Origin of the sequence: Streptomyces botrytidirepellens, assembly GCF_003721215.1 — a bacterium.
Taxonomy (GTDB): Bacteria; Actinomycetota; Actinomycetes; order Streptomycetales; family Streptomycetaceae; genus Streptomyces; species Streptomyces himastatinicus.
The window spans coordinates 1-12823 of sequence record NZ_RIBZ01000790.1; the positions used below are offsets into that span (position 1 = coordinate 1).

10 protein-coding genes and 1 pseudogene are annotated in these 12823 nt (G+C 73.3%); 3 read left to right on the forward strand and 8 right to left on the reverse strand.

The annotated features are described in order from the left end of the window. The 3 genes and pseudogenes from EEJ42_RS51465 to EEJ42_RS40370 all read left to right on the forward strand — a co-directional run. Nucleotides 1–1175: pseudogene (locus EEJ42_RS51465) on the forward strand (adenylate/guanylate cyclase domain-containing protein); the annotation flags it as partial. Further along, entirely contained in the window at nt 1172–1993 is an 822-nt protein-coding gene (locus tag EEJ42_RS40365) for a S8 family peptidase (RefSeq protein ID WP_123107121.1), read from the forward strand. The pseudogene EEJ42_RS51465 and the gene EEJ42_RS40365, both read left to right, overlap by 4 nt. Next, nucleotides 1994–2608: a GAF domain-containing protein gene (locus tag EEJ42_RS40370; protein WP_123107122.1), complete on the forward strand. Its 615-nt coding sequence runs from the start codon at nt 1994–1996 to the stop codon at nt 2606–2608. A 175-nt stretch (nt 2609–2783) separates the two neighbouring features. Here EEJ42_RS40370 and EEJ42_RS40375 read toward each other — a convergent pair whose 3' ends face one another. The 8 genes from EEJ42_RS40375 to EEJ42_RS40410 form a co-directional block, all read right to left on the reverse strand. Further along, on the reverse strand, nt 2784–4619 hold the full coding sequence (locus tag EEJ42_RS40375) for an AfsR/SARP family transcriptional regulator (RefSeq protein ID WP_123107123.1): 1836 nt from the start codon (nt 4617–4619) through the stop codon (nt 2784–2786). A gap of 143 nt (nt 4620–4762) precedes the next feature. Then, the gene (locus EEJ42_RS40380) at nt 4763–4963 is read right to left on the reverse strand and encodes an aroma-sacti cluster domain-containing protein (RefSeq protein ID WP_039937244.1); all 201 of its coding nucleotides are present in this window, start codon (nt 4961–4963) and stop codon (nt 4763–4765) included. A 110-nt stretch (nt 4964–5073) separates the two neighbouring features. Next, nucleotides 5074–5706: an iron-containing redox enzyme family protein gene (locus tag EEJ42_RS40385; protein ID WP_246097670.1), complete on the reverse strand. Its 633-nt coding sequence runs from the start codon at nt 5704–5706 to the stop codon at nt 5074–5076. Between the two features lie 102 nt (nt 5707–5808). Next, on the reverse strand, nt 5809–6789 hold the full coding sequence (locus tag EEJ42_RS40390) for a radical SAM protein (protein WP_184503499.1): 981 nt from the start codon (nt 6787–6789) through the stop codon (nt 5809–5811). Continuing rightward, nucleotides 6786–7928 (reverse strand): radical SAM protein, encoded by a 1143-nt coding sequence (locus EEJ42_RS40395; protein ID WP_148082195.1) that lies wholly within the window; start codon nt 7926–7928, stop codon nt 6786–6788. The genes EEJ42_RS40390 and EEJ42_RS40395 overlap by 4 nt, the downstream gene beginning before the upstream one ends. Nucleotides 7929–8058: 130 nt before the next feature. Further along, a complete protein-coding gene (locus tag EEJ42_RS40400; RefSeq protein WP_123107127.1) occupies nt 8059–10626 on the reverse strand; it encodes an FtsX-like permease family protein in 2568 nt (855 codons plus the stop codon). A 2-nt stretch (nt 10627–10628) separates the two neighbouring features. After that, nucleotides 10629–11396, reverse strand: a complete 768-nt coding sequence (locus EEJ42_RS40405) for an ABC transporter ATP-binding protein (protein ID WP_246097672.1) — start codon at nt 11394–11396, stop codon at nt 10629–10631. A 50-nt stretch (nt 11397–11446) separates the two neighbouring features. Next, nucleotides 11447–12823: ABC transporter permease (locus EEJ42_RS40410; RefSeq protein WP_148082196.1), on the reverse strand; the 1377-nt coding region annotated here is incomplete at its 5' end.

Here is a 12823-nt window from a genome sequence, read left to right on the forward strand (position 1 = left end):
CCCACGCCGGGCTCGCCGTACGGACCGCCCTCGCCGAGGCGCGGCTGGCCGCCGGGGACGCGGCCGAGGCGGTCGGCGCGCTGCGGCAGCTGCTCACCGACGCGCGTGCCGCGGGCGACCGGGGCGTCGAGGCCCGGGTCCGGCTCCAGCTCGCGTACCTCGAACCGGGCGCGGACGGCTTCGGTACCGTCCTCGACGCGGCCCGCGACGCGGTCGCCGTCTTCACCGGATCCGACGACGCGCTCGGCCTGGCCCGCGCCTGGCTGGCCATCGGCCAGGAGCGGCAGAGCCGCAGCCGGCACGGTGAGGCCGCCCGCCATCTGACCCGCGCCCTGCACGAATCGGTCCGCGCCGGGGCCGGTCTGGAGCGCGCCGGGATCCTGGGCGCGCTCGCCGTCTCCCTGTGGCTCGGCCCGGAACCGGCGCCCGTGGCGCTGAGCCGTTGCGGGGAGTTCCTGGACGACCTGCTCGCCGGGCGCCGGATGGCGCGGGCCACGGTGTCCTGTCCGATGGCCGCCCTGCTGGCGATGCGCGGTGACCACGCCGAGGCGCGGCGGCTGCTCGCCGACGCCGTACGCACCCTCAGCGACCTCGGCCACCTCTTCGCCGTACCGGCCGTCCACCTCTTCCAGGCCACCGTGGAGGAGTCGGCGGGGTGCTGGGACGACGCGATACGGCTGCTGCGCGCCGCCCGCACCGAGCTGGAGCGGCTGGGCGACGGGCAGTTGCACGCCACCGCGACCCGTGATCTGGCCCGGGTGCTGCTCTCCCGCGGCGGCGCCGAGGACGAGGTGGCGCGGCTGGTCGGCGGGCTGCTCGACACCGACCTCGACGCCCTGCCCGCGGCCGCCGCCGACGTCCACGGCATCCGCGCCCGGCTGGCCGCGGCGGACGGCGACGCGGCCACCGCCGCCCACCACCTCGACCGGGCCCTCGACGCGGCCCGCAGGACCGATGCGCCGGTGTGCCTGGCCGGTGCGGCGTTCGACCGGGCCAAGGCCCTCGCCGCGCTCGGCCGGGAGCGCGAGGCGGTGGCGGCGGCCGGTGAGGCGCGGCGTCGCTTCACCGCCAAGGGCCATCTGGTCGGGGCGGAACGGGCCTCGGTGTTCGCCGCCGCGCTCGGGGACACGGGCCCGCTCGGAGGCCCGGGCACCCGCGGGGGTAGGGGCACATGACGACCATCGGCGCACGGCTCACCTGGAGCCTCCTCGGCCGCGACCGCGCCGAGATCGAGATCCGCACCGACTGGGCGGGCGCGGGCGGCGCCGACTGGGCCTGGGGCGGCGGCGACGGCCGGGGCGTGCGCGTGTGCGTCCTGGACAGCGGGGTGGACGTCGGCCATCCCTCGGTGGGCCCCGTCGCGTCCTCGCACACGGTCCGCGACGCGGTCGGCGGCGGGGTGGAGGTCGTGGCAGACGCCGGTGGCGACTCCTGCGGACACGGCACCGCCTGCGCGTCGATCATCCGGATGATGGCCCCGGAGTGCGAACTGCACAGCGTGCAGGTGCTCCGCTCCGGCTACCGGGGCAGCGGGGACGCGCTGATCGAGGGCGTGCGCTGGGCGGTCGACCAGGGCTACGACGTGATCAACATGAGCCTGTCCACGACCCGCCGGGAGTTCGCCCAGGCCCTGCACGAGATCGCCGACCGCGCCTACTTCGGCCGCAGCCTGCTCGTCGCCTCCGCGCACAACATGCCGGTGGAGAGCTTCCCGTGGCGGTTCTCCTCGGTGATCTCCGTGGGCAGCCACGAGGAGGACCGCCCCGATCTGCTGCTCTACAACCCCGCCCCACCGGTGGAGTTCTTCGCCCGCGGCGTCCGCGTCCCCGCCGCCTGGCCCGGCGGCACCACCCGCCGCTGCACCGGCAACAGCTTCGCGACCCCGCACGTGGCCGGGATGTGCGCCCGGATCCTCGGCAAGCACCCGGACATGACGCCGTTCCAGGTCAAGCAGGCGCTCTTCCTCGCCTCGGCCAACGTCAGGAGGGCCTAGATGACCGCGTACGAGCCCGAGGCCGAACACCGGCTGCTGCTCCAGTCCGTGGTGGAGACCGCGCGGGCGATCTTCGACGCCCAGGCCAGCTCCATCTTCCTGCTGGACGAGGGGGACGGCGCCCTGGTCTTCGAGGCCGTCTCCGGCAAGGGGGAGGGCGATCTCGTCGGCCGCCGCTTCCCGGCGTGGCGCGGCGTGGCGGGCTGGGTGCTCCAGTCCCGTCAGCCCATCGAGGTCGACGACGTGGACGAGGACGAGCGCTTCGCCCGTGACCTCGCCGAGTCCACCGACTACGTCCCGCGGGCGCTGATGGCCGCGCCGCTGCTGCACGGGGACGAGGTGCTGGGCGTCCTCGAAGTCCTCGACCGCAGCCGGGAGGTACGGACCACCCTGGCGGCCATGGACCTGCTGGCGCTCTTCAGCGCCCAGGCGTCGGTGGCGCTGCGGCTCGTACGCCACGGCCGCCGGACCCACCCGTCGGAGGGCGGGCCCGGCGCGGACAGTCTGGGCGCGGAGGGGCTCGTACGGGCGCTCGCCGCGCTGCGCGGCGAACGTCGCGAGGCCGGGCGGCGGCTGGTCGGGGCGCTGGAGGAGCTGCTGAGCGGGGAGGGGTGACCTAGGGCGCCCGTTGTGCTCGGGCAACCCCGTTCTTCCGGCGAGAGAGCCGAAGGGGCGCGCCGGTGTCGAAAGGGAGAGCGCGCGGAGACTCCGAGGAACGAGGAGTCGAGCACGGTCGACCGTCGACACCGGCTGAGGCGCCCCGGAGGCGAACCGCCGCAAAAGGGGTGAATTAAAGACCCAGCAGCTCCACGTCGGCCCGCATCTGGTCGCGGGCCAGGTCGAGCACCAGGCGGGGGAGCCGGAACCGGCAGTGGCCGTCCGGGCCGGGGTCGGGGGCGAAGCCGATCAGCTGGGCGTCGAGCAGTCTGCCCAGCACCCGCCGGGCCTCGGTGGGGCCCGCGCCGAGCCGGTGCAGCGCCTCCCGGAAGGAGAACTCGCCCTCGTGGGCGAGCAGCCGCACCGCCGACCAGTCCGCCTCCCCGGCGGACGCGTAGCCGCGCATCAGGCGCTTGCGCAGATCGACGTCCCCGACCGCGAACTCGTCCAGCCGGTCCGGCGACTCCAGCGCGTCCGCCAGCCCCGCCATGGGCCAGCGGCGGTGCGCGGCCAGCCGTCCGCCCGCGATGCGCAGCGCGAGGGGAAGCCCCTCGCACGCCTCCACGATGCGCCGGGCGGCCCCGGGTTCGTCCGCGACCCGCTGGGCGCCGACGATGCGCCGCAGCAGGGCCAGGGAGTCCTCCGGCGGCAGCGGGTCCAGTTCCACGACGTGGGCGCCGTCCAGCCCGGCCAGCGGGGTGCAGCTGGTGACGAGGGTGGTGAAGACGGGCGAGTTGGGCAGCAGCGGCCGCACCTGGGAGGCGCTGGTGGCGTTGTCGAGCACCACCAGCGCCGGTTCGGCGTCGTCGGCGTGGGCCCGGTAGCGCCACAGGAGTTCGCTCAGCTCGCACAGGGGAGGGGCGGCGTGGTCGAGTTCCTGGAGGAGTTCGGCCAGGGCCTGGGAGGCGTCCTTGGGGCGGCCCTGCGGATCCATCAGGTCCACGTAGTACCGGCCCCCGGGGAACGCCCCTTCGGCGGCGTGCGCGGCCGCCACCGCGAGCGAGGACTTGCCCACCCCCGGGCGGCCGGTGATCAACGTGATCTGCCAGGGGGCGGGCGCCTCCGCCGTATGGGCCTGGACGTCCGGGAACAGGTCGGCCAGCTCGCGCCGCCGCCCGGTGAAGTCGGCGAGACCGGGCGGCAGTTGGACGGCGGCGGTGTCCCGACCTGCGGGGGCGGCCGCCTGCGGGGGCGTCGCGCACAGGGAGTCGCGCGGCGCGGGGGTGGGGGAGGTGCCCGCGAGGATGTCCTGCTGGAGGCGGCGCAGGACGGTGCCCGGCTCAAGACCGAGTTCGAGGGAGAAGAGGCGGCGCGCGTCGTCGAAGGCGATGAGCGCGTCGCTCTGCCGCCCCACCCCGTGCAGGGCCTGCATGTACTGGGCGCGCAGCTGCTCCCGGTACGGGTGGGCCAGGATCAGCGGCTCGACCTCTTCCAGCACCTCGTGGTAGAGCCCCAGGCCCAGCCGCGCCGTGAACAGCACCTCCAGCGCGGACAGTCGGCGCTCCTCCAGGCGGGCGGCCTCGTCCTCCAGCAGGGCCGGGCCCTCGAGACCGGTGAAGGGGCGGCCCCGCCACAGCGCCATGGCGTCGCCGGTGAGCCGGTCGACGCGGGCCGGATCGCCCGCGGTGGCCGCGCGGCGCGCGAGGTCGACGGTGTGCTCGAAGCGCACCGTGTCGATCTTCTCGGGGTCGATGGCCAGCCGGTAGCCGGGGCGCTGGTGGACGACCCGGGCGGTCTCGTCGGCCGCCGCGAGCGTACGGCGCAGATGGTGGACGTACACCTGGATGTTCTTGGCCGCGCTCTTCGGCGGGTCCTCGTTCCACAGGGCGTCGACCAGGTGGTCCACGGAGACGACCTGGTCGGGCCGGCAGAGGAGTGCGGCGAGCAGAAGCTGCTGTTTGTGCGGACCCAGCGGTACGGATCCCGTCGCTGTCGTGGCGATGAGCGGGCCGAGCACACTGAACTGCATATCCCCGCGTTTCCTTCCCCGTCTTTTTGGTGCCCGTTATAAATTTTTGGCGGCCGTCACGGAGGTCATGGGTGGTATGGGCAATGGCCGCAGGGCCCAGGCGGTACACCGCCTGGGCCCTTTTCCTCACGGTGTCCGGTTGGTTACCAGACGAAGGCGCCGCTCAGCGGGGCGTCCACGCCGTGCGGGACGACGTCCTCGGCGGAGTCCAGGCGCTGCTTGATGGAGTTGAGCAGGGTCACTTCCTCCTGGCTGAGGGAGGAGATGGCCTCCAGCTGCTGCGGGTTGGCGCCCTTGAAGTTGTGCCCCGCGGCGGCCAGTTCCTTGAGAGCGTCGAACGACATGGTGAATCTCCTTCGTAGGGTGAGTGGTGCGGGAAGTTCTCGGGTCGCGCCGTTGCCTTTTTGTTCGGGCGGCGATCTGCCGCTCCCGTCCCCCATGTCCCTCCTCGGACCTAGGCGTTGGCGGTCGTCATTGCCGGATGGGCATCGAGCACCGTCGCGAGCGCGTTGTTGGCGGCGTCGATGGAATGGAGAGCGCTGAGCCCGATCGCCGTGACCAGCTCCGGCGTGAGCGGCGCCTCGTCGAGGGTGCGCATCAGTTCGTCGCGGTGCTTGATGTCGAGCGCGGCATGGCGCTCCAGGGTGCGGAAACCGGTCCGCGGGAATCCGGTGCGGCGCATCAGCTCCGGCACCAGCTCCACGGACGGCGGATTTCCCTCCAGGACCGCGATATGGCCGAGCAGGCAGGCCGGGTGGTAATGCTGGATCCAGTAGTACTGGGCGCCCACCAGATTGGCCACGGAAGCGGTCGGAAGACGGCGCAGCGGCTCGTCGGGATCGCATCCGATCGCGGCGAGGTCCTGCCGGAGCCATTCGTCGTGGCCCTGTTCCTCGCGGATGTGCCGGGTGAAGTACGGTACGAGTGCGGCGGCGACCGGATCGTCATCGGCCAGCTCCCGGCAGCGGGCCACAGCGCATTCCATCAGCGGCACCGTCGAGCGAATCGAACTGTGCAACATGCAAAGGTATTCGGGATACAGCTCGTTCAGTCGCGGGGAATTCCACAGCCTGCGGGTCGTCGCCATGAGCTGGGGGAGCAGAAGGCCGGTTTTGACGCGCAGGGCCTGGCTGTGCCGTGTCATATCAGAACGCCTTTTCCGTGATGTTCCCGTGGATGAACCCGTGGATTAGGAATTCAGGGTGGCGATCGCCGCCAGCATCCGGTCGTTTTCTCCCGCGGACCTGCGCTTCGTCATCGTCCAGCACAGTCCGCAGATGGATGAGAACTGCCGGTCGGCCAGGTCGCTGAAGCCCGGGAGGCCGGTGAGCGGGCCCGGGCCGACGGTCCCGAGCGCGGTGAAGAAGGAGTCGTTCGTGAAGTCGGTGACGGCGGCCGCCACATCGGAGCCGTCCGTGCAGTCCCGGCGCAGCGCCGCCGGGCCCGCGCCCATGATCACGGACTCGTTGCAGCAGGCCGTGACCCGGCCGTCGTAGCGCACCACCGCGGCGTCCACGACGTCGCACGGCCCGAAGGAGCGCCCCGCGTGCCGCACCGGCTGGGCGTAGAGACCGGCGCCCCGGCCGTGCGGAAGGCCGTGGGTGGGCACCAGTTCGGCGTGGTCGGCCCAGTCCGGGCCGAGCGCCGCGGTGAGCGATGCGCGGGTGCGGTCCAGGGTGTCGCCCTCGTCGATGGCCTGGACGACGATCGGCAGCCCGTGCCGGGCGATGATCCGCGCCGCGTTCCGGAACCGCTCGGGGCCCTGGCTGGCGACATGGTGGGCGTCGGTGCTCAGGTAGACGGAGGCCGACTGTTCCAGGACCCGGTGGATCCACTGCGGGGCGTGGTCGCTGCGGGCCCAGAAGCCGCTGGTGTAGAGCACCACGTGCTTGCCCGCGGCGGCCAGCCGGCTGACCGCGAGGGCCAGGGCGCGCCGCTCGACGAAGGGTTCGCCCCCGGAGATGCCCACCATCCGCAACTCCGGCAGGGCGGCGAGCTGGTCGACGATGGAGGCGAAGAGCGCGTGGTCGGTGATCCGCGGGCTGTCCGGGCGGGAGTCCACCGAGCAGTGGGCGCAGCCCACCGGACAGCGGTCGGTGATGAACAGCAGCACCGAGGCGCCCCGGGTGCGCCGGATGCTCAGCACCTCGCGGTGGCCGAGCCGGCTCATGCCAGGCTCCCCGCGGGCGTTCTGCGCGACGGATCGTGGCCCAGGGACACCAGGTCGGCGTACTTGGCGATGCCGTACTGCCGGGCGAAGGCCAGCGGTCCGGCCTCCACCAGCAGGGATTCGGTCTGCTGCTCGATCAGTCGGGTGGCGGGCCGGTCGGCCAGCTCCCGGACGGCCCGGGGTACTGCGGTGTCCTTGGAGAGCACCCAGCAGGTCTCGCAGTATCCGGCGCTGCCGCATCCGTCGCCGAGGCTACCGCCATTGCCGCCGCTGCTGGCCTCGCCGCCGGTGGTGCCGTGGCGGTCCATCAGGTATTCGGGTCCGGCGGCGCGGATCGCCCGCACCATCGGGTTCTCCAGCGCGCGCCGCTTGATGGTGGGCCAGTCGTCGCGGGCGATGTGGCCCAGGTACAGATGGGGCGGCAGCGGTACCTTGCCGTCCATCACGTCCTGGTTGCCGCACGCCGTCACCTGCCCGTTGAAGCCGATCACCGGCCAGGCGGAGACCGCGCAGGGCGAGGGGTCGACGGTGGACTTGGGCAGTGGCATGCGCTTGAGCAGCCAGGCGTCGGCGCGCCCGTGCGGGCTGATCGGCGCCACCAGCATCGGCACCCGGTCGTCGAATTCCCGCCGCACCTCGGCGGTGATGTCGGCGAGATACGGATCGTCCGGGCCGAGGCCGGTCAGCTGGAGGCTGACGTCCTTGCCCTCGTCCAGCAGCTCCCGCAGGATCCGGAAGACCGAGGCCCGGGGGACCTCCTCCTCGTGGAAGCGGTCGAGGCTGGCCGAGAAGTGGTCCACCGCGTCGATGGCCCGCTTGAGCGGCCGTGGGATGCGGCCGCGGTCCGCGAAGTAGAGGCCCGAGAGGACGTGGGAGCGGGACCCGGCGGCACGTGCCAGTTCGGCGATCTCCCGTACCAGACGGGGCCGTAGCAGCGCCTCGCCCCCGGACATGAGCACGAACTCCGGCCGGTTTTCCGGTGTGAAGGATTCCGCGAATTTCCGGAACATCTGCTCCGGATATTCCTCACTGTCCAGCATGGAACTGGTGGAGCAGTGCTTGCAGTGCAGCGGGCACCTTCGGGTGATACCGAAAAAGACGGCGGAGGCCGGCACCGGTCGGTAACGCAAGATCTCCATGAGGTGCACCAGGAATCCCCCTCCTGCGACGGCTCATTGGGGTGTTGCGCTTTCTATGGTGCGGCGCCGGCCTTGAATCGAACTTTGGCGCCGGTTGCGAACTGGTTTTCTAGTCCGCTGTGAAATGGCGTCAGGCCGCCGGAAGGACTCCATCCGCCCGATTGCGCAGGGCCAATGCGGCCGGAAGGGCCGTGGACACCAGGGCCAGTGCCGCGACTCCGGCGAGCACCAGGGTGTAGCCGCCGGGAGGAATGCTGAATTCCATCGATCCGGTGAGCGCCCCGTTGGCCCCCGCGAGGCCCGCGCAGGCGATGGCCGTGCCGACCGCGGCGCCGATCAGGACCGCGATGAAGGTCTCCAGATAGAGCATGCGGCTGATTTGTCCCCGGCTCGCGCCCAGCAGCCGCAGCAGCGCGAACTCCCGTGCCCGCTCGGCCGTTCCCATGAGAAGTCCGTTGACCACCGAGACCGCCGTGAACATCACCAGCACGGACAGCACGAGATAGGTGCCGGTGGTGTTCTGGGCGAGGGCGGTGCGGGTGGCGGAGGCGTATTCCCCGACATCCGTCACTTTTGCCGTCGGATGGTCGCGCACCAGCGCCGCGGCTGCTTCCCGCAGCCGCTTCTCCTCACCCGATTTCGCCCGCACCAGCACCGAGTTATCCAGTTTCTGATGCATATGGGAGGCGAGATAGCGGTCGGAGAGCAGAACGTCGCCCAGCCCCAGCGGCCGGTCGAATACCGCGCCGACGGTCAGCGACACCTTCGTACCGTCACCGAGCCAGCCGCGCAGCCGGTCGCCCACGTGCAGCGAGTGCTCCTTGGCGTGGGTGCGGCTGACCGCCACCGTGCCGTCCTTCGCGAGGCTCGTCAGCGAACCCTCCCGCAGCCCCAGGTCGAGCACCTTGGCCGCGGCCGCCGGATCCAGCGCCTGCGCGCCCAGGACGTCCGGGGTGCCCAGCACGTACGACACGAAAGTGGTCGAACGGGTCGCCGCCACCGCCTCCGCGCCCGGCAGCCGGCGTGCCGCCGCCACCACATCGGGCGGCAGTCCCGGCGCGTCCCGGGGCAGCAGCACGACATCGGCGCGGGTGCGGCGGTCGGTCTGCTCGGCGGTGATCCGGTTGAGCGACCCGGTGACCAGCAGCACCGTGCACGCCATCGTCGTGGTGAGCATCAGCGCCGACGCCACCGACGCCACCCGGCGCACCGAGGTACGGGAGTTGGCGTGCGCGAGCTGTCCGGTGGCGCCGATCCAGGACACCAGGGCGCCCAGCGGCGGCTCCAGCACCCGGGTGAGCAGCGGGCCCAGCAGCACCGCGGCCCCCATCAGCAGCATCACGACCAGGTATTGGAAGGCCACCCCGACCTCGCCGCCGATGTGCTGGGTGGCGAGGAACAGCGCGATCCCGCCGCCGAGCGCCACCAGGGCCAGCAGCAGCCGGGTCACCGGCATGATCCGGCGCGGCGCGGCCGCCTCCTGGAGCGCGTCCGCGGCCCGGATGCGGGCGACCCGTCCGGCGGCGAAGACCCCGGCGAGCAGGGCGAGCAGCAGGGTCGCGGCCGCCGCGATCAGGAACGGCACCGGCCCCACCACCAGCTCGTACGCGGACGGCACCGAGCCGCGGTCCCGCAGCGTCCCCAGGACCACGGTGGCCAGCGGCACCGCGAGCGCGAACCCGGGCACCAGCCCGAGACACGCGGCCAGCACCGTCTCCCAGGTGACGACGCGCCGGACCTGCCAGGGCGTCGCCCCGACCGCCCGCAGCAGCGCGATCTCATGGGTGCGCTGGAGGACGCCGAGGGCGATGGTGCCGCCGAGCACGAAGACGGCGAGGAAGCCGCCGAACCCGGCCATCGGCCCGAACAGCAGCGTCGCGTCGTCCAGTTGTTGTGTGGTCTCCGGCGCCCCCGCCTCCGCCCGTGCGTCGCCGGTGAGCACGTTGGTGCCCGGCTCGTCGAGCTTGTCCTTCAGCCGCCCGGCCAGCTCGTCCGCGTCGACCCCCTTCGCGGGGAAGACGCCCAGGGCCGCGGCCTCGCCGCCGGACCGGGACAGCCGCTCGGCGGTGGCCGCGGAGAAGAACAGCGCCGACTGGTCGGGCAGCCCGTCCCGGCCGCCGGGCGCGGCGACTCCGGAGACCCGGAACCGCTGCGTCCCCGAGTCCGTGACGACCCGTACGGTATCGCCCGCCTTCAGGCGCGCGCGGGCCGCGACCGAGGCGTCCACCGCGACCTCGTCGTCCGCGCCCGGAGCCTGCCCCGAGCGCAGCGTGAACGGGGTCAGCGCGGCGGCCTCCCAGGCGTGGCCCTGGGCGGGCCCGTCCTCCGGTCCGGCCAGCGGCACCCCCTCCGGGCCGACGGCCTGGGCGTAGAACGGGGTGTCGGCGACCACCCGGCCCACTCCGTCGACCGCCCGCACCGCGTCGACGGCCTTCCGGCTCATCCGCGGCGGCTGGTCCAGGGGGTAGTGCTCATGGTCGACGTTCTGCCCCGATCCGGTCCGTACGACCAGGTCGGGATCCATGCGGACGACGGCCGCCGTGGCACCGAAGCGGTCCGTCTCCGGGACCGCCCGCAGCCCCGACTCGATCAGCACTCCGCACGCGGCGAGCAGCATCGCGGCCAGGGCCGAGGCGCACAGCGCGCCGATGAATCCGTACCGGTGGTGCCGGATTCCGCCGAGAGCGAGGCGCAGCACCGTCAGGCCCCCATCCGGGCCATGCGGTCGGCGACCCGCTGCGGCGTCGGGTTCTCCATCGCGTCGACCAGGGTGCCGTCGGCGAGGAACAGCACCCGGTCCGCGTACGCGGCGGCGCCCGGATCGTGGGTGACCATGATCAGGGTCTGGCCGGTGCCGTCGACCACGTCCCGCAGCAGCCGCAGCACGTCCTGGCCCGACGACAGGTCCAGGGCGCCGGTCGGCTCGTCGGCGAAGACCACCTCGGGCCGGGTGACCAGGGCGCGGGCGACGGCCACCCGCTGCTGCTGGCCGCCGGACAGCTCGGCGGGCCGGTGGCCCAGCCGCTCGGTGAGCCCGGTGCGGTGCACCACGTCCCGCATCCAGTCGCGGTCCGGCCGCTTCCCGGCGAGCCGGAACGGCAGCAGGATGTTGTCCTTCGCGGTCAGCGACGGCACCAGGTTGAACGATTGGAAGACAAAGCCGATCCGCTCCCGCCGCAGCAGCGTCAGCTTGTGCTCGCGCAGCCTGCTGATCTCGGTGTCGCCCAGGAACACCCCGCCGGAGGTGGGGCGGTCGAGACCGGCGGCGCAGCGCAGGAACGTGGACTTGCCCGAGCCGGACGGCCCCATGATGGAGGTGAACGACCCCGGCGGCAGCGCCACGGTGACGCCGCGCAGCGCGTGGACCGTGCCGTCCCCCCGGCCGTAGCGCCTGGTCACGTTCTCCAGCCGCATGGCGGGGAGCGCGCCCCGCGTGGTCATGCGCGCCGTCTGATCCGGCAGCGTCATCAGATGCCTTCCTCTCCGTGGTGGTTCATCGCGTCGTCAGGGTGTGTCGCTCAGCGCGCGGGCCGCTCGCGCAGCATCCGCCAGGCCGGGACCAGGGCCGAGACGAGCGCGAGGGCCACCGCGCCCGCGGCCGCGGCGAGGAGGAATCCGGGCGGGCCGCTGATGTGGACGCCGCCGGTCAGCGCCAGGCTGGTGGCGGACAGCACGATCCCGGCGACCGCCGCGCCGAGCAGCACTCCGCAGCCCGCGACGACCACGCTCTCCCAGGCGACCAGGGCCAGGACGTTCCGCCGGGTCGCCCCGATCAGCCGGAGCATCGCGAACTCCCCGGTCCGCACGAGCGTCGCCATGACGACCGTGTTGGCCAGCGCGAGGGCCGTGAAGGCGGCGATGAGTGCGCTGAAGAGATAGACCGGCCAGGTCTCGTCCACCGCGCCCGCGGCCCCGGCCTCCTTCACCTGGTCGCGGTCGGCGGCCCGGGCCGAGGGCCAGGCTTGCGTCAGCCGCGCCAGGTCCCGGTCCAGGGAGGGCCGGTGGTCCGGCCCGGTGATCAGGTAGACGGCGTCCAGCAGCGGGTCGGGGGTGTGCGGACGCAGCACGGCGGCGGGGACGACGAGGTCGGCGAAGCCGAGGGAGCGGTCGAAGCGGGCGCCGATCGTCAGCTCCCGCCGGGTGCCGTCGGGCAGCCGCAGCCGGATGCGCTCGCCGGTCTTCCAGCCGTACTCCTTGGCCTGCTCCACGCTGACCGCGACCGCCCGCCCGGCGGTCAGCCCGCGCAGATCGCCGTCCTTGAGGTGGATGTCGAGGGCGCGGGTCACGTTGGCGTCGGCGCCCAGCGCCCGCGCGGTGACGCTCTCCGCCTCGTCGGTGTGCACCGATGTACGCACCCAGGCGGTGCTGGTCGAGGAGACCGCGGCCACGCCCGGCAGCCGCGCCGCCTCCTCGGCGACGCCCGGCGGCAGCCCCTCCGCCTCCTGCGGCAGCAGCACATGACCGGCCGTCAGCCGCTGCCCCGCCCAGTCGGCCGCCACGTTCTGCTGGGTGGTCTGCATGAACAGCGCCGATACGGCGAAGCCGACCATCAGCACGATCGGCACCGCGGCGGCCGCGACCTGGCGCGGCGCGGCCGTGGTGTTGGCCAGCGCCAGCTGCCCGGTGCGCCGGGAGAAGGTCCGTAGGAGCGCTCCCACGAACGGGGTGAGGGGCCGGACCAGCGCGGGGCCGAGCGCGGCCGCCGCGATCAGCAGCGTCAGCACGCCGCCGAACGCCAGCCCCGCCCCCGACAGCCCGCCCATCGAGATGCCGAACGCCAGGAACAGCCCGGTGAAGACGAGGAAGGCCAGCCCGGTCAGCAGCCGCGACCGCGGCATCCGCCGCTCCGGCGCCGCCGCCTCGCGCAGCGCCTCGGCCGGGCGCACCCGCGCGGC

Coding starts and splice junctions, on each gene's coding strand:
- EEJ42_RS40390 (WP_184503499.1), bottom strand. CDS start 6,789: ATGAGCCGGCTCGGCCACCGCGAGGTGCTGAGCATCCGGCGCACCCGG.
- EEJ42_RS40405 (WP_246097672.1), bottom strand. CDS start 11,396: ATGACGCTGCCGGATCAGACGGCGCGCATGACCACGCGGGGCGCGCTC.
- EEJ42_RS40380 (WP_039937244.1), bottom strand. CDS start 4,963: ATGTCGTTCGACGCTCTCAAGGAACTGGCCGCCGCGGGGCACAACTTC.
- EEJ42_RS40385 (WP_246097670.1), bottom strand. CDS start 5,706: ATGGCGACGACCCGCAGGCTGTGGAATTCCCCGCGACTGAACGAGCTG.
- EEJ42_RS40375 (WP_123107123.1), bottom strand. CDS start 4,619: ATGCAGTTCAGTGTGCTCGGCCCGCTCATCGCCACGACAGCGACGGGA.
- EEJ42_RS40370 (WP_123107122.1), top strand. CDS start 1,994: ATGACCGCGTACGAGCCCGAGGCCGAACACCGGCTGCTGCTCCAGTCC.
- EEJ42_RS40395 (WP_148082195.1), bottom strand. CDS start 7,928: ATGGAGATCTTGCGTTACCGACCGGTGCCGGCCTCCGCCGTCTTTTTC.
- EEJ42_RS40365 (WP_123107121.1), top strand. CDS start 1,172: ATGACGACCATCGGCGCACGGCTCACCTGGAGCCTCCTCGGCCGCGAC.